The sequence below is a fragment of the Helicobacter aurati genome, from assembly GCF_003364265.1.
GTDB lineage: Bacteria > Campylobacterota > Campylobacteria > Campylobacterales > Helicobacteraceae > Helicobacter_A > Helicobacter_A aurati.
In genome coordinates, this window is the sequence record NZ_NXLW01000003.1 from 26,656 (window position 1) to 51,554 (window position 24,899).

At 36.1% G+C, this 24,899-nt stretch carries 24 protein-coding genes and 2 pseudogenes; 10 read left to right on the forward strand and 16 right to left on the reverse strand.

Going from position 1 to position 24,899, the window contains the following annotated elements; translation table 11 throughout:
* Position 1: 1 nt before the first annotated feature.
* The 13 genes and pseudogenes from nuoK to CQA66_RS02300 all read right to left on the reverse strand — a co-directional run bounded on the left by nuoK (position 2) and on the right by CQA66_RS02300 (position 14,664).
* Positions 2-304, reverse strand: coding sequence for an NADH-quinone oxidoreductase subunit NuoK (nuoK, locus tag CQA66_RS02240; RefSeq protein ID WP_104763246.1), 303 nt, complete (start codon positions 302-304; stop codon positions 2-4).
* The gene (locus CQA66_RS02245; RefSeq protein ID WP_104763247.1) at positions 301-915 is read right to left on the reverse strand and encodes an NADH-quinone oxidoreductase subunit J; all 615 of its coding nucleotides are present in this window, start codon (positions 913-915) and stop codon (positions 301-303) included. The genes nuoK and CQA66_RS02245 overlap by 4 nt, the downstream gene beginning before the upstream one ends.
* Before the next feature lie 22 nt (positions 916-937).
* Positions 938-1,549 (reverse strand): annotated as a pseudogene (nuoI, locus tag CQA66_RS02250) (NADH-quinone oxidoreductase subunit NuoI); the annotation flags it as partial.
* Positions 1,550-1,675: 126 nt separating this feature from the next.
* The gene (gene nuoH / locus CQA66_RS02255) at positions 1,676-2,662 is read right to left on the reverse strand and encodes an NADH-quinone oxidoreductase subunit NuoH (protein WP_104763248.1); all 987 of its coding nucleotides are present in this window, start codon (positions 2,660-2,662) and stop codon (positions 1,676-1,678) included.
* 67 nt (positions 2,663-2,729) lie between these two features.
* A complete protein-coding gene (locus CQA66_RS02260; protein ID WP_233707755.1) occupies positions 2,730-5,513 on the reverse strand; it encodes a 2Fe-2S iron-sulfur cluster-binding protein in 2,784 nt (927 codons plus the stop codon).
* A gap of 26 nt (positions 5,514-5,539) precedes the next feature.
* Entirely contained in the window at positions 5,540-8,185 is a 2,646-nt protein-coding gene (locus CQA66_RS02265) for a 2Fe-2S iron-sulfur cluster-binding protein (protein ID WP_104763281.1), read from the reverse strand.
* Between the two features lie 21 nt (positions 8,186-8,206).
* Positions 8,207-10,510 (reverse strand): FAD-dependent oxidoreductase, encoded by a 2,304-nt coding sequence (locus CQA66_RS02270; protein ID WP_104763250.1) that lies wholly within the window; start codon positions 10,508-10,510, stop codon positions 8,207-8,209.
* 25 nt (positions 10,511-10,535) lie between these two features.
* On the reverse strand, positions 10,536-10,763 hold the full coding sequence (locus tag CQA66_RS02275) for an NADH-ubiquinone oxidoreductase subunit E family protein (RefSeq protein WP_104763251.1): 228 nt from the start codon (positions 10,761-10,763) through the stop codon (positions 10,536-10,538).
* A 32-nt stretch (positions 10,764-10,795) separates the two neighbouring features.
* Positions 10,796-12,025 (reverse strand): NADH dehydrogenase (quinone) subunit D, encoded by a 1,230-nt coding sequence (gene nuoD, locus CQA66_RS02280; protein ID WP_104763252.1) that lies wholly within the window; start codon positions 12,023-12,025, stop codon positions 10,796-10,798.
* A gap of 7 nt (positions 12,026-12,032) precedes the next feature.
* Positions 12,033-12,839, reverse strand: a complete 807-nt coding sequence (locus CQA66_RS02285; RefSeq protein ID WP_104763253.1) for an NADH-quinone oxidoreductase subunit C — start codon at positions 12,837-12,839, stop codon at positions 12,033-12,035.
* Positions 12,840-12,958: 119 nt separating this feature from the next.
* Entirely contained in the window at positions 12,959-13,468 is a 510-nt protein-coding gene (locus CQA66_RS02290; protein ID WP_104763254.1) for a NuoB/complex I 20 kDa subunit family protein, read from the reverse strand.
* On the reverse strand, positions 13,450-13,839 hold the full coding sequence (locus CQA66_RS02295) for an NAD(P)H-quinone oxidoreductase subunit 3 (RefSeq protein WP_104763255.1): 390 nt from the start codon (positions 13,837-13,839) through the stop codon (positions 13,450-13,452). The genes CQA66_RS02290 and CQA66_RS02295 overlap by 19 nt, the downstream gene beginning before the upstream one ends.
* Positions 13,840-14,037: 198 nt before the next feature.
* A complete protein-coding gene (locus tag CQA66_RS02300) occupies positions 14,038-14,664 on the reverse strand; it encodes a methionine ABC transporter permease (RefSeq protein WP_233707756.1) in 627 nt (208 codons plus the stop codon).
* A 600-nt stretch (positions 14,665-15,264) separates the two neighbouring features.
* Between CQA66_RS02300 and CQA66_RS02305 the strand changes: the two genes are divergently transcribed.
* The 6 genes from CQA66_RS02305 to CQA66_RS02330 all read left to right on the forward strand — a co-directional run bounded on the left by CQA66_RS02305 (position 15,265) and on the right by CQA66_RS02330 (position 19,959).
* Complete coding sequence (locus CQA66_RS02305) at positions 15,265-15,558, forward strand: beta/alpha barrel domain-containing protein (RefSeq protein ID WP_104763256.1); 294 nt, start codon at positions 15,265-15,267, stop codon at positions 15,556-15,558.
* 344 nt (positions 15,559-15,902) lie between these two features.
* Complete coding sequence (locus tag CQA66_RS02310; RefSeq protein WP_104763257.1) at positions 15,903-16,517, forward strand: HAD family hydrolase; 615 nt, start codon at positions 15,903-15,905, stop codon at positions 16,515-16,517.
* A 104-nt stretch (positions 16,518-16,621) separates the two neighbouring features.
* Entirely contained in the window at positions 16,622-17,701 is a 1,080-nt protein-coding gene (gene waaC / locus CQA66_RS02315; RefSeq protein ID WP_104763258.1) for a lipopolysaccharide heptosyltransferase I, read from the forward strand.
* Positions 17,702-17,864: 163 nt separating this feature from the next.
* The gene (locus tag CQA66_RS02320; RefSeq protein WP_104763259.1) at positions 17,865-18,326 is read left to right on the forward strand and encodes a hypothetical protein; all 462 of its coding nucleotides are present in this window, start codon (positions 17,865-17,867) and stop codon (positions 18,324-18,326) included.
* A gap of 161 nt (positions 18,327-18,487) precedes the next feature.
* The gene (locus CQA66_RS02325; RefSeq protein WP_104763260.1) at positions 18,488-18,907 is read left to right on the forward strand and encodes a toxin-antitoxin system YwqK family antitoxin; all 420 of its coding nucleotides are present in this window, start codon (positions 18,488-18,490) and stop codon (positions 18,905-18,907) included.
* A gap of 47 nt (positions 18,908-18,954) precedes the next feature.
* The gene (locus tag CQA66_RS02330; protein ID WP_233707751.1) at positions 18,955-19,959 is read left to right on the forward strand and encodes a YihY family inner membrane protein; all 1,005 of its coding nucleotides are present in this window, start codon (positions 18,955-18,957) and stop codon (positions 19,957-19,959) included.
* Positions 19,960-20,094: 135 nt separating this feature from the next.
* Here the strand turns inward: CQA66_RS02330 and CQA66_RS02335 are convergent, their stop codons facing one another.
* The gene (locus tag CQA66_RS02335) at positions 20,095-20,418 is read right to left on the reverse strand and encodes a hypothetical protein (protein ID WP_147289195.1); all 324 of its coding nucleotides are present in this window, start codon (positions 20,416-20,418) and stop codon (positions 20,095-20,097) included.
* Positions 20,387-20,769 (reverse strand): annotated as a pseudogene (locus CQA66_RS02340) (glycosyltransferase family 25 protein). Before CQA66_RS02340 ends, CQA66_RS02335 begins: the two are co-directional and overlap by 32 nt.
* A 357-nt stretch (positions 20,770-21,126) precedes the next feature.
* Here CQA66_RS02340 and gmhA point away from each other — a divergent pair.
* Positions 21,127-21,723, forward strand: coding sequence for a D-sedoheptulose 7-phosphate isomerase (gmhA, locus tag CQA66_RS02350; RefSeq protein WP_104763285.1), 597 nt, complete (start codon positions 21,127-21,129; stop codon positions 21,721-21,723).
* A 182-nt stretch (positions 21,724-21,905) separates the two neighbouring features.
* Here the strand turns inward: gmhA and CQA66_RS02355 are convergent, their stop codons facing one another.
* The gene (locus CQA66_RS02355; RefSeq protein WP_104763263.1) at positions 21,906-22,205 is read right to left on the reverse strand and encodes a L,D-transpeptidase Cds6 family protein; all 300 of its coding nucleotides are present in this window, start codon (positions 22,203-22,205) and stop codon (positions 21,906-21,908) included.
* A gap of 250 nt (positions 22,206-22,455) precedes the next feature.
* On the opposite strand from CQA66_RS02355, the gene CQA66_RS02360 reads away from it, so the two are divergent.
* Genes CQA66_RS02360 through CQA66_RS02370 form a run of 3 tightly spaced genes read left to right on the forward strand, consistent with a single transcriptional unit; the run spans position 22,456 to position 24,899 of the window.
* Complete coding sequence (locus CQA66_RS02360) at positions 22,456-23,379, forward strand: pseudouridine synthase family protein (RefSeq protein ID WP_104763264.1); 924 nt, start codon at positions 22,456-22,458, stop codon at positions 23,377-23,379.
* The gene (locus CQA66_RS02365) at positions 23,373-23,663 is read left to right on the forward strand and encodes a carbon storage regulator (RefSeq protein ID WP_104763265.1); all 291 of its coding nucleotides are present in this window, start codon (positions 23,373-23,375) and stop codon (positions 23,661-23,663) included. Before CQA66_RS02360 ends, CQA66_RS02365 begins: the two co-directional genes overlap by 7 nt.
* 3 nt (positions 23,664-23,666) lie before the next feature.
* Entirely contained in the window at positions 23,667-24,899 is a 1,233-nt protein-coding gene (locus CQA66_RS02370; protein ID WP_104763266.1) for a GHMP family kinase ATP-binding protein, read from the forward strand.

The window sequence follows — 24,899 nt, forward strand, 5'->3', positions numbered from 1 at the left end:
ATCAACCCCTCATATTGCTTAGATTATCAATATCTAAAGTTTTATATTTCTTATGCAACAGCAAGATTAATCCAAGTCCAATGGCAACCTCTGCTGCAGCCAATGCAATAATAAACAACGCAATCACTTGTCCCTGCAAATCTTGCGTGTAGTAACCTATGGCGATAAAAGCTACATTCATTGCATTAAGCATAATTTCTGTTGAAAACAACAATAAAAGAATATTCTTGCGCCGCAAGATTCCATAGAGCCCAATACAAAACATAATGGCACTAAATACTAAATAATGGTTGAGCGTAATCATTGCGCATCCTTTGTAGAAAATCTCGAAACTTGAGAACTATGAGAATCTGCCACACAAGCTGTGTTATTGCCATTATCTACCCCAACTAAAGGCGGTAATGTATCAATATCTTGAATAGATAGTTTCTTATGAGCCCCTGCACCAATGCCAGCTATCATTGCCATAAGTAGCATTACTGCCGCAGCCTCAAAGCAAATGAGATATTCTTTAAAAAGCAAATGTGCTAAAGCATTCGTACTCATGTCTTTGGTATGTATTTCATTAACACCATTAAGAGAATCAGCACTACCTACAACAATCAATAAAGCAAGCGCGATAGAACCCGTAAGACTCCATACAAAAAACTGATTATGGAATCTCTCCTTGACTTCTTTATTAGAATCAAAAAACATCATTCCAAACGCATACATTACTACGACTGCACCAGTATAAACAATGATTTGCACAACACCCAAGAAATCTGCATGCAGCAAAAAAAAGAACCCTGAAACCAAAATCATGCCAAAAGCTAGCGCGCTTAACGCGTATAAGATATTATTTGACATAACGACAATAAGAAATGCGCAAAGGGTCAAAGCTGCAAACGTATAAAAGGCAATTACTTCAAACATTCTTTCTCCTTCTCTAATACTAATAATCCAAAGGTGTTTGTTTCACTTCAGAATCTGCATTGGGTCGGACACTGCCAAAACCATCAAATTCAAGCTGCTGATGAAATTTTGCTTCCTCTAAGTCTTTGAGAAAATCCTCTTTCAATCCAAAATGCGCTCTTTGTTCGCTTGCATTCTCAAAACGATTCCCCATAACAATGGCTAGCTCTGGGCAAACTTCCGCGCATAAACCACAATAAATACATCTACCCAAATTAATAGTATAAGAATCAATTTTTTTGCGTCCGTCCTCTCCCTCATGTGTGAGGATTCGAATGCAATTACTCGTACAAATTTTCTCACATAATCCACAACCAATGCAACGTTCGTTACCAGATTCTAACATTCGTTGTAAATTATGAACAGCACGATAACGAGGACTTAGAGGCTGTGTTTCGAAAGGATAGTTAACTGTTACAGGTTTACTAAAAAATTCCTTAATCGTTAAAGCCATGCCTTTTACCAAGTCTAAACCCAGACTCAATTTTGCACTCCGCTTTAATGCTCCAAACGCATTATGCGGTAAAGATTCCATAGGAACAAAATAATAATGCGACTTTGGCGAATCTGCCGATACAGACGCGTTATTTGTCATGTTTCCCAAATTGGATAAGGAAGAATCCTGTACATGTGATTGTGTCTGCGGCAATTGTTCATTGAGTAAACTATCTTGTGTTGTATTGTGATTTGTTTGACTATTATTTGTTTGCATGATTCCTCCTTACAATAACACTATGCCCGTAATAAGCACATTAATTAACGCCAATGGCATAAGGACTTTCCAACACATATTCATTAATTGATCTGGTCGAATATGCGGCAAAGTAGCCCTAACCCACATAAATAAAAAAATAAAAAAGCACACTTTTAGAATAATAGCAAGCCCTCCGGGAATAAATCCAATCGGATTAAATCCTCCTAAGAAAATAAGACTAACAACAAATCCAAAGGCAAACATGTGAGCATATTCTGCAATAAAAAACATTCCCCATTTTAACCCACTATACTCTGTACAATATCCCGCTACAATCTCTGCCTCATGTTCAAGTAAATCAAAAGGCGTCCTATTGAGTTCCGCATAACTTGCAATCAAAAATATAACAAAAGCTAAAGGTTGCTTAAAAATCAACCAATCAAATAGGCTACCACTTTGATAATCATTCATTGCGACAAGAGATAATGATCCTACAAGCATAATAGGCGTAAGAATAGAGAGCGCGCTGACTACTTCAAAGCTCAAGACTTGAATGCAAGCTCTAGCCGCACCTATAAGGCTATATTTGTTCCCGCTACTAAGCCCCGCTAACACAGGAGCATAAATCCCGACTGCGCCAACGGAAATAAAAAAAAGCAATCCAACATTAATATCCGAAATAATGGGCGTTACCTTGTACCCAAATATTTCAAAATCAGGGAAAAATGGAATAGCCACCATAGAAGTCATAGCACTCACAAGAGCTATAACTGGGGCTAATCCAAAAATAATCTTATTGGCTCCAGATGGCAAAATATCTTCTTTTGTGAAAAGCTTGATAGCATCTGCTCCAAATTGCAACAATCCAAAAGGTCCCACATAGCTGGGTCCTAAACGACGTTGAAAAAATCCTAAAACTTTTCTTTCTATATAAGTAGCAAACCCGCCCAAAAAAGAAAAGACTAATACGACTACAAGCACTTTAATAATAGTCTCAATGATAAATGCACTCATAGATATTCCTTTCAATTATCTAGTCTATGAAACCAAATCTACCGACAAGCATACTCTTGTCTACATTCTATATTGCAGCTGGCTCTTTTTCCTCTTTTTTATACAAGGATACTTTTGTATAAAAACCTACATTAAAAAGAGCATCCACTCCCTCAACCATCGGGGAAATAAGAAAAATGCCATCTTCTAAATCGTAATCGCAATAAATAGCTGATTGCACTTCCCCAAATTGACTGCAAATAACAACTCTCTCTTCTTCCTTTAACCCCAACTCCGCAAACATTGCCTTGCTTGTGTAGATTCCGCTCTTTGATTGGAGATTCTTACTTGCAAGAGTGGTGGGATTAAAGTGATTTTGTGTTTCTAATTTGATTGCTTGGAAAGGCATTTGCTCTGCGCACTCTTGTGTTTGCATCGCTGCATTTGCTTGTTCCATAGAATATGGCTGTAATGAAAATTTAAAGTCTATGCCACAACATTTCATTTGCTCCTGCTGTTGCGATGATATTGCATCCCTTGCAAGAAGCATATAACCACGATTGTCCTTTCCGTCTCGCTCAAAACATATCTGCAAATCTTGATAACCAACGTCTTGATAGACAAAATTACCCTTACTATATTTCGCCAAAAATTTAGTGAAATCACCTATGTATTCAATATCTTCTAATTCAGTATGACTAAATACGTCTAATTCCCTTGCGACATCACTTAAATCAAAAGCAGCTTGTAGATTAGAATCCAAATAAGGAATGCTTGGACGAAGCGGTAGAACACGTAATTCCATGCTTGTAACACTTCCTTCGTTTTGCGCAAGTGTAGGGAGTGGGAAATGGGGCTTAATAGTCTCTAAATTGGAATCGAGCACAAAATCCCCTTTTGCCCGAATACCAATACTACATTCAGAACGTATAGAATCTTCTAATGTAAGATTACAGAGATGGGCAATTCCTAAGGTATTAGCACCTTGAGGAATATAAAGTATCTTTAGGTCCAATTTACAGCACACAAAGGCAAGTAAATGAGCAAAAATTTGAATTTTACTTTGTGTATCCATAAGCATATTAGCAATAGGCTTTGTAATGCCTTCGGCAATAGTCGCGCTCACAGCCTCTGTAATACTTGGGGGGTTTGTTGTATCATTATGATTCAGAGCAATACCATATCCATGAATATGCTGTAAATCACTTGCAATAAATTCTTCAATGGTATAAGGCGAGATAAGAAGCACGCCGCCTTTTTTTGCAATCTTTAGGGAATCTAAATTCTCTATATGCAAAGATTCTAATAGCGATGAAAGATTATAGGGTGCAAGATTATCAAGGGAATTATCATGGGATGATTCTGGTGATTCTATGGTTTGCTCAGAAGACTGCATGTGATTTAGCTTATCGGTTAGGGATTGGGAATCTTGTAAAGATTTCTTCGTATGCAAAAGCGATTGTAACGCAAATGGGAAACAACGTTCAAAATCATCAATTAAGTCATTAGCAAATATCAAGCCTAAAATACCAACTACGCTCACTTGAGAATCTGCCGTAATTTGCACAACATTCTTGCCTAAGCTTTGCAATAAAGAATCTTTAAACAAACCAATATTTATAAGTTGTGTGTTTTTTGACATTTTGAGATTATTATTAATCTTATAACGAAGTGAAGGAGCATCATATTTAAAATAAGCATGCAATGCAACAAAAGTCGGGCTAGCTTTTACATCATCATAATTGGCAAACATCTTAGAAGTTCTTTTTCGCAGGTTTTTTTGTGGCTTGTTTTCTTGAAAAGATTCTGATAAAAAATCTTGATAAAAATAGCTAGCCTCAATGAAATATGATTGAAAAATTTGGTATATCCCTGCCTCACGATTAATAAGCGGGAGATTATATTTCTCCGCAATAAGATTCGCTATCAGGGCTTCTTCATTACTTACATCGCTACCTAAAAAAATCGAATCTGCCCTCTTAAATGCTTGCAGCACAGAAGTAAGATTCCTGGTCCCAATAGAAACCGTATCAAAAGCAAATCTCCCCGCGCCACAAATAGGATTATATAGATAATCGTTTTGCACACGATAAACCTTTTGCAAATCCCCTTTGACATCTAAATGCTTCACATTATAAATGAGTTGGCAACCGCTAGCGCAAAACCCGCAAGTTGAATGTACCTTCTCTAATTCCCACGCGTTACTTGTATAAGTGAAGTCCTTATAAGTCATTGCGCCCACAGGACAGACAGAAATACATTCTCCGCAATCCCTACATTCGTGTTTGCCAATAAATTCAATTAAACCCTTTTGTCGTTTTGCCCACACAGAATAAGGGTCTTTTCCCATAGAATCTTTGTAAGAATCAGGGGTAAAAAGATTGGCTTTTCCAGCCTTAAGAAAATTCTCGCCAATATTGTCTTTGCATGTTGTAACACATCTTTCACACATAATACAAAGAGCGGGGTCATAAAAACTCTGCGCGAAACTAAAAGACTTTTTATCAGCCTCTTGCAAGCCGAATTGCTGCGTATCCACCTGTGTATAAAGTGTGAAATCTTGCAATTCGCATTCCCCGCTTTTATCGCATACTCCGCATTCTAACGGGTGATTCACACAATAGGTTGTCATAATTTCATTCCTATCTTTCTGCAATGCTTCATTATGTATAATGACTTCCATGCCATTCTTAATTTTGGCATTACAACTATACATGCGTTTACCGTTTACCTCAACCATACACATTTTGCAGGCTAAAGTTGGGCTACAACCACTCAAAAAACAAATTGTCGGAATCTGAATGGCATTTCTTCTCGCGACATCGAGGATTGTTTCTCCTTCAAATGCCTCAAATTCCTGTCCTTCAATCATTATTGTCACAACAAATCCTTTTTGTGTTATATTCGTTTAAAACCAAAATATTTGTTAGAATCTACAATCACATCGCTAGCAAGCACAGCAACCATTCCCTTTAGAAATGAAGTAAGCAACACCTTGACGCGAATAGCCTGCCTACCAATTTGCAATGTGATAATTTCACTGTCTTGTAGCTTTGAAGCAATGCAAAACTGCTCGGAAACTTTCAGGATTCCATGTACTACATCCCCATTTGTCGCAAACTGCTTGGAATAATATTCGTTACGATAAAAGCTAAAATTACCGCTCATTGCCGCCTTATAGATAAAAATCCCGCCACTCTCGCTAAAGTTGATTTCTTTAGGATAAGCAATCGTAAAATCCTTATATGATTGAGACATAAGACTCGGACATTGCAATGAAGATTGCAAGGTATCGAAACAAAATTCCTTTTTGCCTTTGATAAATGGCAACTTCTGACTAATCTCTATGAGATATTCCTCTGAAAGCTCTAAATACTCTCTACAAATATCAAGCAAATCAAGATTAGGATTCTGATATCCTACGCCTTGAGGCATGGCATTGCTGATACCGCCAAATCCATTATCCACAAAGCTGGGCTGCAACTTAACGAGATTGAGATGAGCATCTATATATGTTCCCTCAAGAAACTGCAATGGCAAAATAGGGCAATAGTTCTGTAAAGATTCTTGTGAAAGACAACAAGATGGCAAATCTGTATTAGAAGAATCCACAGAAGAATCCATATTATCCGCATTTGATGATGGACAATATTCCTTAGAATCTTGGCTAACAATATAAGGGGCATAAGGCATTGGAGCAATGCTAAATTCAGCATTACAGCGAATACCAAGCACAGAGTGAAATAATCCTTCATCATAATCTAAATCGCAAATTGCCCCAATACCATGAATATTATCATAACTAATAAGGCTTATATTCTCGCCTATAGCATGGTGAATCGCACTTAATATTTTCGCAATGATTCGATAATCATCGCAGAGATAAAAATCCTGTCCGACAAGTATCCTTATGTCCGCACAATTCATATTGCTTGCTACGTAAATATTTCGCTGCGATTGTTGTTCATTTGCATGAACTTGCGCCTCAAGAGGTGCTTCATAATTACAAAGATTCTGGAGACGTTCTAATTCATATTCGCTAATAGCAGTCTCTGCGATAATGTATGCCAAATCAAGCTCATTAAGCCATGCTAATGCCTCCCTAGTAGATTCTATAATCTTGCACATACGGTTATCTGTTGTTCCTTGATTTAACATAATATTGCGCTGTAACTTCTCCTTGAAAACATGCAACAAAAGAATAGCTATTCCCAATTCCGTATGTACTTCATACTTCAGCGACAAATCACTCTGGAAACGTTCTTCTGCTATCGTGCTTATCCATACATTTTTACTGCCTTTTTTTAACGCGTTTTTTGCTAAGTCGCTACGTAAAACAGGCATTTCATCATAAAGATAACTGCCAAGCACAATAACTACGTTCTGTGCATGCGCATTCGTTCGTATATCTTGTATCAAAGAATTGTCTTTAGAATCTTCTAAAGATAGAGCGGTAAGAATCTGCAAAAACTCACTATAACGCAATGCTTCATTGCAATAGAGCTTTTTCTTAGCCTTTGTAGCCAACATATTTGCAAGATATGCTTCCTCATTCGTAACATTTGTACCAATACGTAGAGCTTCTACTCTATCTAGCACTTCTGCTAACAAAAAATCCTTTGCTAAGGGATTCTTGATAAACGGATAAGCCACGTAAGAATCTATTGCGCTTGCATGAAGAAAAGTATCACTAAAGGGATTTTGTCGTAGGAAATTATGTCGCCCCGCATGACATAACTGTTTAATATGAGCATCATTTTTGATTCTATACACTTCTTGTTGAGAGTCTATATTACATTTCACTTCGTATCGCAATTCACATCGCAAAGAACAATGCAAGCAGATAGAATCCCTCTTGTCTAATTCCCATGCGTTACTTGTGTAAGTAAATCTTTGTGAAAACATAGCTCCTGTAGGACATACACTTACGCACTCATCGCAATCTTCACAATAAGCATTAAAGTCCACTCCTATCTTGGAATGGAATCCACCACTAAGCACGGTAAGCACATTGTTACCGACAAATTCATTGCAGGTTCTTGCGCAACGTTCGCACATAATGCACAAACCTTCATTGTAGATTTTATTATGAAAATGCACAAAATCTTGTTGTTTTTGTATCGCAAAATAGGGTTGTATAGAGACTTTTGATTCTAAAACCTTATCTTGCAATTCGCACTCCCCGCTTTTATCGCATACTCCGCATTCTAACGGGTGATTAATACATAAAAAGCTCATAATTTGATTGCGATACTTCTGAAGTTTCTCCGTATTAGTGCGGAATCTTACAGGTTTAAGCGATGGATTAGGATAGCTTTTGCAACTAGCGATAACATTGCCATTTTCCTCCTCTACTATGCACATACGACAGGCACCTGTCGGCGATAATTTCGATAAATCACACAAAGTAGGAATATAGATTCCATTTTCACGTGCTATTTGCAAGATGCTTTGTCCGCTTCTAGCGACACATTGCTTCCCGTCAATAAAAATTACAAAGTCCGAACAATGATTATCAGTAAATTTTTTATCATATTGCTTCATGTTACTCACATTCGCCTCCAATCATTGTGCATACTTAGAATCCTCAATAGATTCTAGAAATTTATCTGACATATCCACAACACACATACTAATATAATAACAACGCATACATCTTGATGCTTCACTTAATGCCTTTTCGCGACTAAGTCCAAAATTCACTTCTTCAAAGTTTTTTGCCCGATATTCTGCGGCTAGCTTAGTACTTATCTCGCGTGCATTGCCACGTAAAAACCCATGTACTTCGCGATTTTTATCAAACACTCCAATCTGTTTAAGAATGTCCTCCATTTTCTCATCAGCATTAATTGCAACCTCACCTGTTTGCAAATAATTCGCAATAACACTCGCCACTCTTCTACCATGTCCTACGGCGTTAACTATTGTTAATGGACCACTAACGCAATCTCCTGCGGCAAAAATTCCTTTCTTAGTCGTTGCATAGCTCGCCTCATCAGTAACAATTGTCTTCCATTTGCTAACCTCAACACCAAAGTTAGATTCTAATGGAAAGTCCATTTCTTGGCTCACAGCTGGGATCAGAATATCGCAAGGCATAATGACAGCACCATCTGCAATCAATCGCAATTCGCCCTTAGGGCTTGTTTCACTTTTAATGAGCTCATAGCGATTTACTTTCAATGCAGTAATCCTGCTATTCTCTTCGATAATTTCATCAACAGCACTTAGAAATTGAAACTCTATGCCCTCTTCACATGCCTCATGGTATTCTTCACTCGAAGTATTGGCAATGATTGTCGATTCATCTCTGCGATAGAGCATAATGACTTTTTGCGCTCCCAAACGCACACAGCAACGAACAACATCCATAGAGGTAAATCCACCGCCAACGCATATAACTCTTTTCCCCTTCAAGTTCGGTAATTCACCAATGTGAAATTTTTGCGCAAGATTCACCATATCCATAAATTTTATAGCTGGGATATAACCCTCTAACGCAATATTTTCATTCTTACAGCCAAGCTTCTTACTAGCTCGTGTCCCTACGGCAATAACAAGAGCCGAATGCTTCTCTTCTAATGCGATAATGTTTTGAGAATCTACGAGAAAGTTCGTATGAAAAACAACGCCTAACTCTTTGAGCGCATTAATATCATGATTGTAAGCAGTAATTGGCATACGATAATTCGGCACACCGACTGCAACCTCACCGCCTAAGACGGGTAATGCTTCATACACTTCAACTTTAATCCCGCGTAAAGCCATATAATACGCACTGCTAAGTCCAGCAGGACCCGCACCAATTACCCCTACAGACGCAAAAGATTCGAATTTATTAGTAGAAATTTGCTCGGAATCTTCATGATTAACGATGATAGAATCATTATGTAGGGATACATTATTGGGAGCAGCGTAACCCTTCCAACTTTGAGTTTGCTTCAATGCAAATTCCGCATCTGCACCCACTCTTTTAAGCTCCATAATACTAATTGGGTCATCAAGAATAGCCCTACGGCAGGCATTCTCGCAAGGATGAGGACAGACTCGACCACATACTTGCGCTAAAGGCATATTCGCTCTAGTGCTAGAGAGTGAATCCATATAACGTATATCTTTTACTCCCTCAATATAGGCTGGAATATCTACCCTTGAAGGACATTCATCGGTGCAAGGAGCAGTGATTTTGGAAATATAAGTAGTGCTACCAATCTGTGTTGTAATAGCACTTTTATATCGTTGTAATGGCTCAAAGCTATTCTCTTGTAATCCCCCCTCTTCTTGAATCGATCCAACAAAGTCAGAACGAGCGGCTCGATAAAATACTTGAGATGATGTAGGTATAATGTGTTCTTTTTGATAATCATTAGAAGAACATTGCTCTGTTTGAACGTGCTGTGATATTTGCGTTTGTTTTTCTATCTTTTTAGCAATGGCGTCTGTAAAAACCGACGGCTTGGATTCTAAAATTTGCAATATCGGCTTAGGTGTAGTCTTCCCGATCTCACATTTAGAAGTAACGCGCATAAGCTCGCAAACTTCTTTGAGTTTTTCTATATCTGCATTTGTAGCTTGCGGATCATTTTGAATCTTCTCGAGTAATTCATACAAAACTTTGCCACCAAACTTTCCTGGCGTGCATCTCCCACAAGACTGTGCATAATTTTGATATTGCTTGGCATACACTTTTAGAGTCTGTAAAATATCAACATCTTCATCAAAAATAACTATACCATCCCAACCTACAAAAGCCTTGATTCTTTCAGTCTGCTCACGCTGTTTATCGGTAGTAAAAAATTTGACTTTCGAGAGAGATTGAGGGAAATTACTAAGGCTATAAGGAATGTTTGGGTTATCTTTTCTTACCATAATAAAATCCTTTAAATGTCTTTCATTAAGACTTTTTAACTACAAGCGTCCAATCTACATGATTAAACTGCAATGAATTCATCAAAATATGCCCTCTTTCTTTCACATAAGCGGCACTTTTCGCAACATTCTCATGCTCTCCCTTTTCAAACAAGAATATTCCTACTTCCCCTTGTGCGAGCTGTGTATCAATAAGCTCTCCCATTTTGTCATAAAAATCATTCTTCAAATGTCTTAAATCAAATCGTTTCATCGCTATGCCTTTCTTAAACTATAAAAGCCTTGCTATCTATCAACCTCTCCCAAGATAATATTACTATTACCAATCATTGTAATAATATCTGCCAAGTAGTGTCCAGGCATAATAGCTGTCATACCTTGTAAATGATAAAAACTAGGTGCTTTCACTTTCACTCTATGCGGATAAGGATTGCCAAGAGAACTAATAAAGAAACCTAATTCTCCTTTAGGGGATTCCGTTGGTGCATAAACTTCTCCTTTGGGAGGCCGCATACCCTGCGTTACCAAAACAAAATGTTGCATTAATGCGTAATTTTGCGTCATAACATCTTCCTTTGGTGCAGAGATATAATTTGGCGCATGCGCCATAAGTTGCGTAGAGGTATCTTTATAAAATGCAATTGCCTGATTAATAATCTTGCAACATTGATAAATCTCTTCAGTATAAAGAATATAACGTCCGTAACAATCCCCGCTATCTGTATAAGGCACACTGAAATCAATTTCTTCATAAATCTCATAAGGCTCTTCTTTGCGAATATCATATTGTACACCAGAACCACGTAACATAATGCCACTTAACCCATAATCTCTCGCCTGCTCTTTGGTAATCTTCCCTACTCCTTCAAGCCGCATACGCCAAATCCTATTTTTATCTAAAAGCCCTTTGATAAGATCTGTCGTTTGTGCAACCTCCTTAAGACAGGCTTTAATATTTTCAAACCAATTATTTGGAATGTCCAGAGGAACACCACCAATACGAATAGAATTATGCGTAAGTCGTGCTCCGCAATAATCCTCAATCATATCCAGTATATATTCCCTTCCCTTGAAAGCGTACAAAAATACACTCATCGCCCCTACATCAAGAGCATGTGTTGCTATGAAAAGCAAATGAGAAGCTAAACGATTCAGTTCTAACAGCACAGTGCGGATAACTTTAGCCCTACGCGGTACTTCAATGCCCAATAAAGTCTCCACACCATAGGCAAAAGCATGGTTATTGCTACTTGCAGCAGTATAATCCATGCGATCTGTTGTGGGCATAAATTCATTATAAATCATATTCTCTGCAAGTTTCTCTACACCTCGATGTAAATAGCCAATATCTGCAATCGCTCGTGTAACCATTTCACCATCAAGCTCTAAAATCAAACGTAATTGCCCGTGCGCACTTGGATGTTGTGGACCTAGATTAACTACCATTCTATTATCATCTTGCTCAAAAAGAACATTTTCAAATTGTGTTTGTAATTTATTAAAATACTGTGCCATAGCTACCTCACGTTCTCTTATCTAGGATCTTAGGATTACTTGTAGGAAACTTCTTAAGAATGGGGGGCTTATCTTTCTCTTGATAGGTAACTTCATGAATACAATCGCTAGGTTCTGCTCCTTTGGGAACTTCTTTACCAATACGTGCAAAATTTATGCTGTCATCTCTATCAACTCTCGCACTATCTCTTTGCTCGGGACCAACAATATCACGGTACTCTCTTCCAAAAATCTTATCGACCTCATACCACGAAGCAAACTCATCGCCTTTAAGCGGATAAGATTTCAAAAGTGGAAATCCAACCCAGTCAATAGGCATCAAAATACGTTTAAGAAAAGGATGATTCTCAAATTTAATTCCAAACATATCATAACATTCACGTTCGCTCCAATTAGCGGCAGAAAAAATGCTGCTTACAGACGGTACAGATTCATTATCGCGAATCCTACATTTTACTCGTAGTCTACGTCTGGCTTTGTGTGATTGCTGATGTGAAGTAAGCTGATAAAACAACTCAAAAGAATCATCAATAGCAAGATTATCAATTGCGCTCATTTCTGAAAGAATATCATATTGTAATGATTTAAGAATCTCCAAGCTCTTAAGCAATGAATCTTTTTTTACATAAAAAACTGCCTGCCCTATTTCAACATAGCTTTTGAGAATCTCTACCTCTTGGCTTAGTGCTTCTTCTACAACACAAAATGCAGTTTGCATGGTCGGTGTTCTTGGAGTAAGTGGGGGTTGATAAAATGTGTCTGTGTGATAGACTTTTTTTTGCACATCTTTTTTTGGTTGTTGTTTTCGTATCATTTTAAATCCTTACAATCCTTTCTGCGATATTCCGATTATCCGCCAATCTCTAAGCGCATAATTCCGATTGCGTATAAAACTGCTTAAATATTCTCAAGCAAGCTTAATTATCAATGCTGTTATACAAGACGTTTAGTTGCTGTATCGGGTAAAGCCTTTTTAGAGCGAATTTTCTGCTGTAAAACCATCATGGCGTATTGCAATGTCTCTGGACGAGGCGCACAACCGGGCAAATAAATATCAACAGGAATGATTCTATCTACTCCTTGTACAGTTGCATAAGTATTAAACATTCCCCCTGTATTTGCACAACTCCCCATGGAAACTACCCATTTTGGTTCAGGCATTTGATCATATAAACGTCTCGTAAATTCAGCATGCTTCTTAGTCAATGTTCCAGCAATAATCATTACATCGCTTTGTCTTGGACTCGCGCGAAAAATAATTCCGAATCTATCAAAGTCAAATCTCGAACCGCCTGTCGCCATCATCTCAATGGCGCAACAAGCTAATCCATAAGTAAGTGGCCAAAGCGAATTGCTTCTTCCCCAATTCAGAATCTTATCGACTGTTCCCAATGCAACAGGCATACCTCTAGCACTTAAATAATCTACTTGATGTCTTGCCATGCTAATGCTCCTCGTTTCCACGCAAATAAAAAGCCCACAACAAGCAACCCAATGAAAGCTACCATTTCCATAAACCCAAGCATACCGAGATTACGATATTCTAAAGCCCATGGAATCATAAATATCACTTCAACATCAAATAAAACAAATAAAACTGCTATGATATAAAACTGGTGAGAGATTTTGTTCCCTTGCTTGATAGGAATAGGACCACATTCATAAGGAGCACTTTTAAGTTTATCTCCTCTTTTTTGTGCTAACTTCCTAGAAACTACTCTTTGCAAGAAAAAAGTTACTTGAAAGGCAATGAGGGTAAGAGCGAACATCAAAAACGCCCCAAAATACGGGTGGCTCAAAGCTACATTATCCATTATATCTTCTTCCTTAAAATAAAATTTTCATTTATTTTGGTCTATCGAGATTCTCAATTTGCAAAGCAAACCGAAAAGAATGATACTAAGGAGATTCTAAGTTGTATTCAATAAAGAATTAATAAAACGTAAGAATAAGGAATAATTTATTTTATTTGGGTTACTATTTGTTACTTTATAAATTGTAATTCTTATAATTTATTCAAAGAATCTCTGCAATATTCCAAAGTGGTGTACTCTTAACGCATGAGAAAGCCAATCACCTACACTTTGCACAAATTGCACCAAAATTATTATCACTATACAAGTAAGAAATAAAATGAGTGTATCGGAGTTTTGATAGCCGTTATTAATTGCTAAAGCACCGAGCCCTGGCGCGCCAACAGCACCCGCCATAGCTGAATATCCTATTAATGAGACAATTGTATTAGTCGCAGCATTAATAAGAGACGGCATAGACTCCGCAACCATCATTTTTACTACATCAAGTTTTGTAGCTCCCATGCTTAAAGTCGCCTCAATAAGCCCTTTATCTACTTCTTCTAAAGCTGATTCAAAAAGCCTTGCAACAAAGGGAATAGCGGCAATTGATAATGGGACAATCGCCGCGCTAGAGCCGATACTTGTGCCAATAATCAAGCGGGACAAGGGAAAAAGCAAGATAATAAGAATAATAAAAGGAAACGAGCGCAAAGTATTGACAATTGTTCCTAGAATCCTATTTAATACAGGTTGAGGAAATATTGCCTTAGCCTTTGTAACAGTCAGAAGAATGCCTAAAGGTAACCCCAAAAGTACAGCAAAAAAACTTGAAAAAAACACCATATATATCGTTTCTAAAGTAGAGTTACAAATATCAGAAGCAACATGAAAAAATCGTTCAGCAACATCAGGATCGCCTAACAACGTATAGCAAAGAATCTCAAAGGAATTCTCACTCGGATACTCTTTAAGCGATTCTGGCATATCAATAAATTGCAAAATGAAAGGCCGCATAATAGATCCTACAATTAGAAAAAGTATTAAAGATTGTATCAAAATCAAAGGATATAACATAGCAAATTACTAAATATTGCTAAAGGCTTTCTGTCAAATTAACAATGTGCTTTGACGATACAAAGAATGTTACTCAATAAATTGACAATATTCCTTTAATCTTATGTTGCTAAAAATCAAAGTTATAAGGATTTATATGGAATCACACAAAACCCTCTTCCCCCTTTGGAAAATTAAAGAAATAGAATTCTCTAATCGTATCGTAATGCCCCCTATATGTCAGCATTAAGCCACCAAAGAAGGCAAAGCGACATCTTGGCACAAACTCCACTATTATGCCACAAGGGCAGTAGGTAGCGTTGGATTTATTATCAAAGAAAAGATAAATATGGCAGCAACAAAGCCCTATTTACAAGAGATTCTGCTTGCTTGCAAGATGTCCTACCAAAAGATTATCCAATCTTAGTGAGGATTTCGGCAAATGATTATGCTAAAGAGGGCAATGAGCCTAAAGATTTTATCCTTTTATTAACACCGCTAAAAGACTTAATAGATTGCCTGCATATTAGCATAGGAGGCACTATTGGAAGTGTGCTTATAGATAAAGATACGCAGATTTTCCCGGGCTATCAAAGGAGGGCTTGTGAGATTATCAAAAATGGACTAAAAGATATACCCTGCATTAGTGGGGGCTTGATTACTCAAGTGATTATGGCAAGATGAAATGATGGGAAATAATAGATATGATGCTGTATTTATCGGTAGAGAACTGCTCAAAAATCCTTATTGGGCTTTACAAGCTGCAAAGGAATTAAGCGAAGATAGCATGGCATGAATCCTATAAATATGCGAAATAGCCAATCAAGCCATACAAAGATTGAAACAAATATATTTTAGAGCAGAGCCTAACAATAACAAAAGCATTGCTAGGCTTAGAAGTTTTTATATTCTAAAAGCCTTTATTGACCAAAAGATTCAAAAAAGATACAATCAAAACTCTAAAACAATCTCTAAAGTCTCAAGTCAATCTCCTCTTAAGAGATAATGAGAGAGCATAAGGAAAATGAATGCTAAATGTAATCTTTGATATGGACGGGACACTGCTTGATAGTGAGCCATCTATTTGCGGGGCAGTCAATGAGATTCGTGAATCTTTGGGATTTTCTAAGCTTAGTGATGAGAATATTTTGCATACTATCCATACACCAAGTCTTAATTGTGCGGAAGTGTTTTATAATATTAAGGATTTTCCGCATAAGAGCTACAAGGTAGGATTTGAAAAATATTTTTCTAAGCATTATGAAAATGCAACTTTATTTGATGGGGTTGACGAAATGCTAAAAACTTGCAAAGAAAGGAAATATTTCCTAGCCATTGCTTCTAATGCTCCGCATAGTGGGCTAAAGCCAATTTTGCAAAAACATAAGATTGCAGAGTTTTTTGATGTCATTATCGGCACAGATTCGCACATAGAATCTAAACCCAATCCTATGATGATTTATCGTATTTTGCAAAATGCTCCTTTTAAGAGCAGCGTTTTTGTTGGAAATTGCATAAAAGATGAAGGTGCTGCGACTAATGCAAACATTCCCTATCTCCAAGCAAAATGGGGCGAAGAAACACACGCTAAAAACGAATTTAGCGATGCAAAAGAGCTTTTAGCAAAACTTGAAAAAATATGATTGCAACAATTCATAGTTTAGAATCTATAAATGAAATTTTTAGCCTTGCAATGCAAGATTTCAGTGGTACTTGTTGGCAATAGTCAGTCGCACAAAGGAGGAACATGAGAATTGCAATTATTAGGCTATCCGCTTTAGGTGATGTAATCGTTTCTTCAAGTATGTTAGCTGGATTAAAACTCATGCAAGAATGTCAGATAGAATGGTTTGTTGATGAGAGATTCGCAGGGGTTTTAGAACATTCTCCTTATATTACAAAGATTCACAGTCTCCCTTTTAAGAAGCTCTTAAAAAGTTTGACAGGCATACTCAATATTCGATCCTATATGAAGAATTGCGGACAATATGATATAGTTATTGATATGCAAGGATTAATCAAATCTGCATGTATCGGTAAGTGTTTGATGACTAAAAAATTTGTAGGGTTTAGCAAGGAAGGCTGTAGAGAGTGGTTAGCAAGCTATTTCTACACGCATAAAGTCTCCATTAACTACGATGCGAACATCTTGGAAAGAAACTTTCAAGTATTATTTAGCCATATGGACAAGTTCCAAGAATCGCCTTTTGATATTTCTAAGGTATTACAAGTACATTCTCAAAGTTTAGGTATTCATTATCGCAATTTGGATTCTGAATTAATGGCTATTTTTCGAACAAATAATCACAACGACAAAAAAACTTTCAAATTCCTTTTTATTCTCGAAGCATCAATTCCCGAAAAAATCTACCCTATCAAAAATTATGCGCTGCTTGCTAGTAAACTTGCAACATTTCTCCCAGATTCTGAATTTTTCTTGATATGGCATGACAATCTTGATAATGCAAATAATCTCTTGGATATGCTAAAAAAACAAGGATTAAAGGGATTAAAACTCCCGAAACTCGACCTAAACGCATTAAAATTTATTATGAAACAAATGGATTGCGTGATTGGTGGAGACACTGGTATTACACATTTGGCATGGGCTATGGGAACACCTAGTATTACTCTTTATGGGAATAACAACAAAACATCTAGCAAAAATATGCGCGATACGCGCATTGAACGTGTATTGTTGGGCAATCCCTACCTGGTTTCAACAAGTAATAACTTTGAAATTAGCTCCATTAGTGCAGATTCTATCTTTACACTTTTTAAACACAAAATCTATGAGAGAATCATAGAAGAAAATCGTACGCTATGAAAATGCAACAAATTACCTTTAAATCCAATCGATTCTATAAAATTGAATATTGTGTTTGGTAATAAATCTCAAAATTCTTAAAATATTCTACCAAAATTAAAATATTTGGTTATAATTTTGCATTTCCCAACAACATTAAAGATATTTATTTTAAGGAGAAGTCATGAAAATGTTGAAAAAACTATTGTTTGTTTCTATTGCAACTACAGGATTGCTCGTAGCCTGCCCGAATATGGACAAACATTCAGGAGATGCGGGCAATCATGGTGTAAAAAGCGCACATAAATCACCGGATGGTATACTTGGCGATTTATATGAAAATGCAAGTTTTAAGCAAAAGAGAGAAATTTTACAAATTGAGTATGATTTCCGTAAAGCAGTAAAAAAACAAACTGAAAAATTTAAAGAATACAGAGAAGCCGTGTGGTTTGATATAAAGAATCTTCAAATAGACCTTGAGGAAGCAAAATATGACAGAAACTCATCTAAGGCTACAGCTATTCTTCATAGAATCGTTAAGAAAAAGGAAGAATTGCGTAAAAGCAAACAAGATGAAAAGAACTTGCATTATTTGTTAGACGAGGATAGGATTAAAAAGATTAACGAAGTATTAAAAGTGAAATAATTTAAAAACGTATAATCATAAAAGTTTCATAGAAAAGACTGGGTGAATATCGAATCGTTTATAAGCATCTCATGTTCACCACTCAAATAATTAACGTTGTATTCCAGAAATATTTAAAATTCAATTGTTAATCAATTGATAATATTACCTAAGCTTATTTTATGAAGTATCTGTTATTTATTCTTCTTTCTTCGTCTGTATATGGGAAGTTAAGTTCTTGCCAAGTCATGATTGACAGCATACTCCTGAATGGTTTATGTAAGGGCGTTCTAAAACACGGAAAGTTCATAGGCTATTACAATAACGGCATTATAGCTTGGGAAGTACATTATAAGAACGGTTATTTAGATGGAAGCTTCAAACACTTCTATCCTGATGGAAAATTGCATTTCTCTGGCTACTATAAAAAGTCTCAACTTCACAATACTTTCTACCAATACAATACACAAGAACAGATTCTAAAAGCGCATTTTAAAAATGGAGTATTGCATAATTGGCTATACATTTTCGATAATAACCAGAAAATCGAAGCTCTTAAATACTATTATGGTAAACTTATTCGGCAAGAGTTTTTAGATTAGTTCATACCAAGATTACGATACTCTATAAATTAGGAATCATTTTTTAAATGACTAATAAGCACCATACCTCATTCTCACCCAATACCTCAAAGTTTACATTAACATACAATATATCTTTTATGCCCGATATAGCTGATATACAATGCGCACAAATTCATGAATCAAACAACTATACCCCAGATGATAACAAAAAAACATGCACGTTAAAAACCACTAAGAAAAGAAAATATTTCGCAATGTTGCAGACAAAAATATATGATAAATATTATAAATACAGGAGATACTATCATGACTTTACCGATAAAGAAAAAATCTTTCACTATGCTTCCTCATTAAGTTTTTATAATATTTTTTCAATTATCCCGCTATTACTCGTGTTTATTTCAATTTTTACAACTTTTCCTGTTTTTCATAATCAAATTGCGACTTTTAAGAAACTGATTCTCGACAATATTTTGCCTAATAACACAAACGAAATCTTGCTTATGATTGATAGATTTTTGCTTAATGGTAAAGAAATGGGATTCATAGGTTTTTTAGTTGCCCTTGTAAGCTCATTCTTCTTTTTTCGAAATTTTGATGATATTTCGGCACGAATCTTCATGGCAAAAAAACGCAATGTTTTTGACTCATTTATCATTTATTGGCTACTCATTACTCTGATGCCTATATTTTTTGTAACTTCTATCTATTTTGGTGCAATTGTTTCGCCAAAATATTGGAGTGTTTTTATGGAAATGTCCAAAATAATACCCATGCTTACAACTTGGCTAATTTTTGCGATTTTATTTCGTATTGCAGCCAATAAATCAATGCGTTTTACAGTGCTTGCATTAAGTAGCTTGATAGGCGCGAGTATTTGGTATCTCTTTCGAAGTGTTTTTGTCTATTATATGAGTTATAACCAATTTTATAAAAATATTTATGGTTCTATTTCTATTATCATGTTCGTGTTTCTATGGATTTACGTCTCATGGCTTATTATACTTATTTCTATGAGATTCTGTAAAAAACTTGATGATAAGTTACCTTTAAAAACGCACAATAATTAATGTCCTTTGCTTAATAATTCCCCGTAACTAACACCGATATTTATACTTCTACTTTTACTTAATTTATGAATATCTACTCGTCATGTCAAGAAAATCCCTACTTTTGCCCATCGCAAATTGATTTGCATCAGATAATCACAACATTAAACACACGTTTATAAGGATTAATATCTGCTTAAATCTTTGGTGGTTGATAGTAAAGCTTAAAAATTGCGCGCCTACTTTGTACCAACAAACGATAAAAAGGTCTAAGTATCCTATACCAAGTTTGACAACAATACGGGGGGGGGGGGGATAACATTTAGAATCATAACTATTTTGGGAAGCTCTCTGCAAGGCATCGTCATTCGTGTTGGTATAACGATTTGTAATCGTTGTTTGGGTTGAGAGTTCACTTTCTGCGATAATAAAAGGTTGATAAATAATATTATCCACTTTTGTACGCGCAACAAACTCCATTGACACATCTACAGGAGAATCCCAATATTTTTGGCTCTATAAATTTTTTAGCAGCTTTAGGTGTGATATAGTAACCCTGTGTGCCATTGAGATTCTTTAATGTGTAATAAAACGAAGTATCTCTGATTCTATATACAAACTTCATACGTTTCTTGTCCAAAAAATAAAAACGTATGAAACTCAAAGACGAAGAGATAATCTCTTCTAGCCCCTGTAAAAAATGTGGCATAAACATCACGTCATCCTCTAATACAATGATGGCACTGTCCAATTCTACGCATTTTGCCAAAGTTCATAATGAGAAGCATAACAAGCAATTTCATTATTACTCAAAATTCTACCATGCCACATAAAGCAACGAGCAGGGCTAAAAATGGGATTTATAAAATTCTAATTCACTAAAATGAGAATCTACAGCATCAAAAAAGCTTGCTTTCAGGCGCAGACCAAAACAGATAAACGTATTCCAGACTATATCAGAGCACAAGCTTATATTCACATTTGAGAATCTGATTAAATTAACCTAGAGATAAGAATCAAAGCCCATAATAAAAGAAATAAATTTTGATTTTCACATTTTCATAAGAAATTAGATTTTAGTGTCGTATATTTGCTTAATTATGAGAAATTTAAGTAGAATGTTGTAAAGTCTCAAAAAGGAGAGTTATGAGCAAAAATACAATACAAGAGTCTATTATTGCAGAATCCATGGATATACATTCCATACAAGCAGAAATCAAGGAACATATCGAAGTAGGACAAAAGGCTCTAAAAACACTTTCTCCAGCACTCTTAGAATCTGCACTTGCAATGAGCAATGCACTTGTAAGGGGGAATAAGATTCTTATTTGTGGGAATGGTGGTAGCGCGGCAGATAGTCAACATTTCGCCGCAGAACTTACAGGACGATATAAAAGAGAACGCAAAGGATTGTGCGCTATCGCATTGAGCACTGATACTTCCGCATTAACAGCTATTGGCAATGATTATGGCTATGACTTCGTGTTTAGCCGACAAGTAGAAGCCTTAGCAAAAGAAGGAGATATATTGGTCGGAATCTCAACAAGTGGTAACTCTAAAAATATTATCAATGCTTTGGAATCTGCCAATAAACTCAACTGCATTACGGTGTCCTTAAGTGGAAAAGATGGGGGAATTATTAAAAGTCTTTGCGATTATAGTCTCATTGCTCCAAGCAATGATACACCAAGGATACAGGAGATTCATATTCTTTGCATTCATATTCTTTGCGAATTAATAGAAAAAAGCATGGTGGCTCTAGAGCAGCATGTAGAATCAAAATGATTCTTTGATATTCTCGATTCTATATCATTATTAACCCAATAATTAATACAGAATCATAATGGTTCTTTATGTTTATCTAATTTACATCACTGCTATCAACTAACGTTACACAGAACTATTAATACTAGATAACCACAAACAACATGCAATATAACTTAGCACTTTAATACGTCGCTAGAATGCTATTTTTCACTGACAATCTTAAAAGTTTCTTCTGCTAATGCAACATAAAGTTCCCTCTTCTTGCTGGTTGCCGTGCCCTTCCAACTCTTACTATGCTCCATAAAACTTATACGAAAAAGCTTCTTATCTATGTCATTGGGATAGACTATAATACGCGCGACTAATGCCTTAGAATCCCCGATTTGTTGTAACTGAAAATTAGTGATTCTGTAAAGCGCAAGAGAGGGAACTTGTTTGTTAGAGATAAAAAGAAAATCTAAGCTTTCAAAATAACCATAATCCGTTGTTTTATCTTGCAAATATTCTAATCAATATGTTTTACTACGTAGCTTTTCATTATCTACTTGAGAATCCGCAAACCCTATAACACAACATAACGAATATACAAACAAGCCTCATGCTATCCCCCCAAACGTAACATCAGAGTCTCCAGCCCACAAATAAATTCTTAGTCTATTTTATCAGTATAACAACAAATAAAAATCTGAAAGATAAAGTATTGTAATTCATTGAGTAGAATGATCTGTTATTTTAAAAATAGGATTTTTCATGCAATACCCTCAATTCCTTGCATTAGCCTATAAGATTCCTTATATCTCAAGTTTTAACTTTCTACAAAAAATCAAAGTAGCCTTACAGAAAGAAGGACTTACCATTGATAAAATAGGCTTTTCAGGTACATTAGACCCCTTTGCAAGAGGGCAACTTCTCATAGCAGTGAACCGTTATACAAAACTTTTTCCCCATATTAATAAAGACTATAAAACCTATTTAGCAACAGTATTTCTAGGCTGTCAAAGTGCGAGTTTAGATACAGAAAACATTCTAGCTATCAAGGAAGTCAAGACAAGGGATTTGCAACAAATTAAATCTGCTCTGCACGCTCTCAAAGGTCGTATGAATTTCACTCCCCCTAAGTTTAGCGCAAAGCACATTAATGGTGTACGCGCCTACCAGCTTGCTAGAGCAAACAAAGATTTTTGCTTGCCTCAATGTGTTATGGATATTAAAGAGTGCCAACTTCTAACCTACAACCATCCATTTATTAGTTTTAAAATAACAATGAGTGAAGGCGGATTTGTACGTAGTATTGCCGAAAGAATTGGGCAATTTTTAGAATGCAATGCTAGCCTCTGCTATTTAGAGCGATTGAGCGAAGGTAATCTAGCTTATCATAAATGTGTTGATTCGGACAAAATTATTCCATTGCAATTTGATTATAACGGTATGCGTCAAAAACTAAAACTTGTTTTAATAGACATTCAAAATGCCTTAAAATATGATACAATAAATCTCATTGATTATGCAAAAGAAGCATGGGAAGGTAAGAAAATTTATTTAGATAATACTCACGCCAATACCTCAACTAGCAATAAAATCTATTTGGCAGATTTCGGTAAGCATTATGGAATTATTGAGATTACCACACAAAGAGAAATTAAATATATCGTAAATAGGATTGATAAATGTTAATTTTGTCGAGAAAACAAGAAGAAAGTGTCGTTATAGGAAATGACATTATCTTAAAAGTGATAAGCATTGATAAAGGTAATGTGAAACTAGGTTTTGAAGCACCTCCAAAAACTCTTATTTTACGTGCAGAATTAACAGAGGCTATTAAGAGCGAGAATACTAAAGCAACAGGTAATGTAAGTCAAGATGTGCTTAGTGCGTTAGGAATGCGTTTAAAAAACAAGCGTTCACGAGAAATTAACGCCAAAGATGTCTTTAAGCAAGAACAAGCTAAAAAACAATAACCTATGCCACGAGAACTCTATATCAAAGCCTATCCAAAGATTAATATTACTCTTAAAATCCAAACTCAAGATTCTACATCTCAAACACAGAATACACGGGAGCCTAGCCTTCATAAGCTTTCTTCGCGATTTTGTCTTGCGTTAGGAGAGCTATATGACATTATGTATTTCACGTTGTGTAGCGAAAATGCTTTGCATGACAAACAAGATTCTAAAATTCCACTGTTTCGCGAACAAACGCCTTTACATACACAAAGGCAACTTGTTTTGCAAGGCAATTTTGATTGCGAGATAGAATCTAATTTGATTTATAAAGCCTATAAGATTCTCTTACAAACCGCTAAACAACAAGTAACGTGCCCAAGCGATAATGACTCTAAGCAGCACGTTATTAGTGATTTGACCACATCAAAAGAATCTTTGCTTTTTGTTAAGGTTCTCAAGAATATACCCACAGGTAGTGGACTTGGTGGCGGTAGTGTCAATGCAGCAATTAGTCTTATTGCTATGAACACTCTTCTCAATTTGGGGCTTAATGTTGATTCTGTGTTGCAATGCGCGCAAGCTTTAGGCAGTGATGTCCCATTCTTTGTAGTTTTGTACTTACAAGGAGAGCAAAACCTACACACTTTCTTTTTATCAAATCCTAAAGAGTATGCTCTATCTTTTCTAGCAAAAACCAGCGAACAAAACGTATCGCCTAATCCGCTTAACGCTTACTATGCTGCGGCATCGCAAGCGCAGACAGAATCACATATACGCACACAAACTTACAATATCGAATCAAACGTCGCGCAATCTTTATCGTTTTGTAGTGCTAATGTATTTGGCACGGGTGAGGTGATTATTCCTTTTTACGAAAAACCCATTTGTTTGATTCTCCATTGCAATAGTATTGCTTGTCATACAGGTAAAGTGTATGCAATGTTCGATAAGCTCCAGACAGAGACTACAGAGTCCAAACGATATAGCGCGCATTCCAAGCATTATTCCACACAGCAAAACATCGATTTAACCAAAGATTCTAAAACACTTCTTCTAACACATTCAATCTTTGAACTCAATGACCTTTATAAACCTGCGAGTATGATCTACCCTTTAGAATCAATGCGGCACGTTCTTACAGAAAAATATGGGAAAGTTTTCTTTAGTGGAAGTGGTTCAACTTTTTTTAGTCTCAAACAATCGCAAGAAACAACATATCATAGAGAAACATTCTATTACGCAAGGGATTGA

Coding starts and splice junctions, on each gene's coding strand:
- nuoK (WP_104763246.1), bottom strand. CDS start 304: ATGATTACGCTCAACCATTATTTAGTATTTAGTGCCATTATGTTTTGT.
- CQA66_RS02245 (WP_104763247.1), bottom strand. CDS start 915: ATGTTTGAAGTAATTGCCTTTTATACGTTTGCAGCTTTGACCCTTTGC.
- nuoH (WP_104763248.1), bottom strand. CDS start 2,662: ATGAGTGCATTTATCATTGAGACTATTATTAAAGTGCTTGTAGTCGTA.
- CQA66_RS02260 (WP_233707755.1), bottom strand. CDS start 5,513: ATGATTGAAGGACAGGAATTTGAGGCATTTGAAGGAGAAACAATCCTC.
- CQA66_RS02265 (WP_104763281.1), bottom strand. CDS start 8,185: ATGAAGCAATATGATAAAAAATTTACTGATAATCATTGTTCGGACTTT.
- CQA66_RS02270 (WP_104763250.1), bottom strand. CDS start 10,510: ATGGTAAGAAAAGATAACCCAAACATTCCTTATAGCCTTAGTAATTTC.
- CQA66_RS02275 (WP_104763251.1), bottom strand. CDS start 10,763: ATGAAACGATTTGATTTAAGACATTTGAAGAATGATTTTTATGACAAA.
- nuoD (WP_104763252.1), bottom strand. CDS start 12,025: ATGGCACAGTATTTTAATAAATTACAAACACAATTTGAAAATGTTCTT.
- CQA66_RS02285 (WP_104763253.1), bottom strand. CDS start 12,839: ATGATACGAAAACAACAACCAAAAAAAGATGTGCAAAAAAAAGTCTAT.
- CQA66_RS02290 (WP_104763254.1), bottom strand. CDS start 13,468: ATGGCAAGACATCAAGTAGATTATTTAAGTGCTAGAGGTATGCCTGTT.
- CQA66_RS02295 (WP_104763255.1), bottom strand. CDS start 13,839: ATGGATAATGTAGCTTTGAGCCACCCGTATTTTGGGGCGTTTTTGATG.
- CQA66_RS02300 (WP_233707756.1), bottom strand. CDS start 14,664: ATGGTGTTTTTTTCAAGTTTTTTTGCTGTACTTTTGGGGTTACCTTTA.
- CQA66_RS02310 (WP_104763257.1), top strand. CDS start 15,903: ATGCTAAATGTAATCTTTGATATGGACGGGACACTGCTTGATAGTGAG.
- waaC (WP_104763258.1), top strand. CDS start 16,622: ATGAGAATTGCAATTATTAGGCTATCCGCTTTAGGTGATGTAATCGTT.
- CQA66_RS02320 (WP_104763259.1), top strand. CDS start 17,865: ATGAAAATGTTGAAAAAACTATTGTTTGTTTCTATTGCAACTACAGGA.
- CQA66_RS02325 (WP_104763260.1), top strand. CDS start 18,488: ATGAAGTATCTGTTATTTATTCTTCTTTCTTCGTCTGTATATGGGAAG.
- CQA66_RS02330 (WP_233707751.1), top strand. CDS start 18,955: ATGACTAATAAGCACCATACCTCATTCTCACCCAATACCTCAAAGTTT.
- CQA66_RS02335 (WP_147289195.1), bottom strand. CDS start 20,418: ATGGAGTTTGTTGCGCGTACAAAAGTGGATAATATTATTTATCAACCT.
- gmhA (WP_104763285.1), top strand. CDS start 21,127: ATGGATATACATTCCATACAAGCAGAAATCAAGGAACATATCGAAGTA.
- CQA66_RS02360 (WP_104763264.1), top strand. CDS start 22,456: ATGCAATACCCTCAATTCCTTGCATTAGCCTATAAGATTCCTTATATC.
- CQA66_RS02365 (WP_104763265.1), top strand. CDS start 23,373: ATGTTAATTTTGTCGAGAAAACAAGAAGAAAGTGTCGTTATAGGAAAT.
- CQA66_RS02370 (WP_104763266.1), top strand. CDS start 23,667: ATGCCACGAGAACTCTATATCAAAGCCTATCCAAAGATTAATATTACT.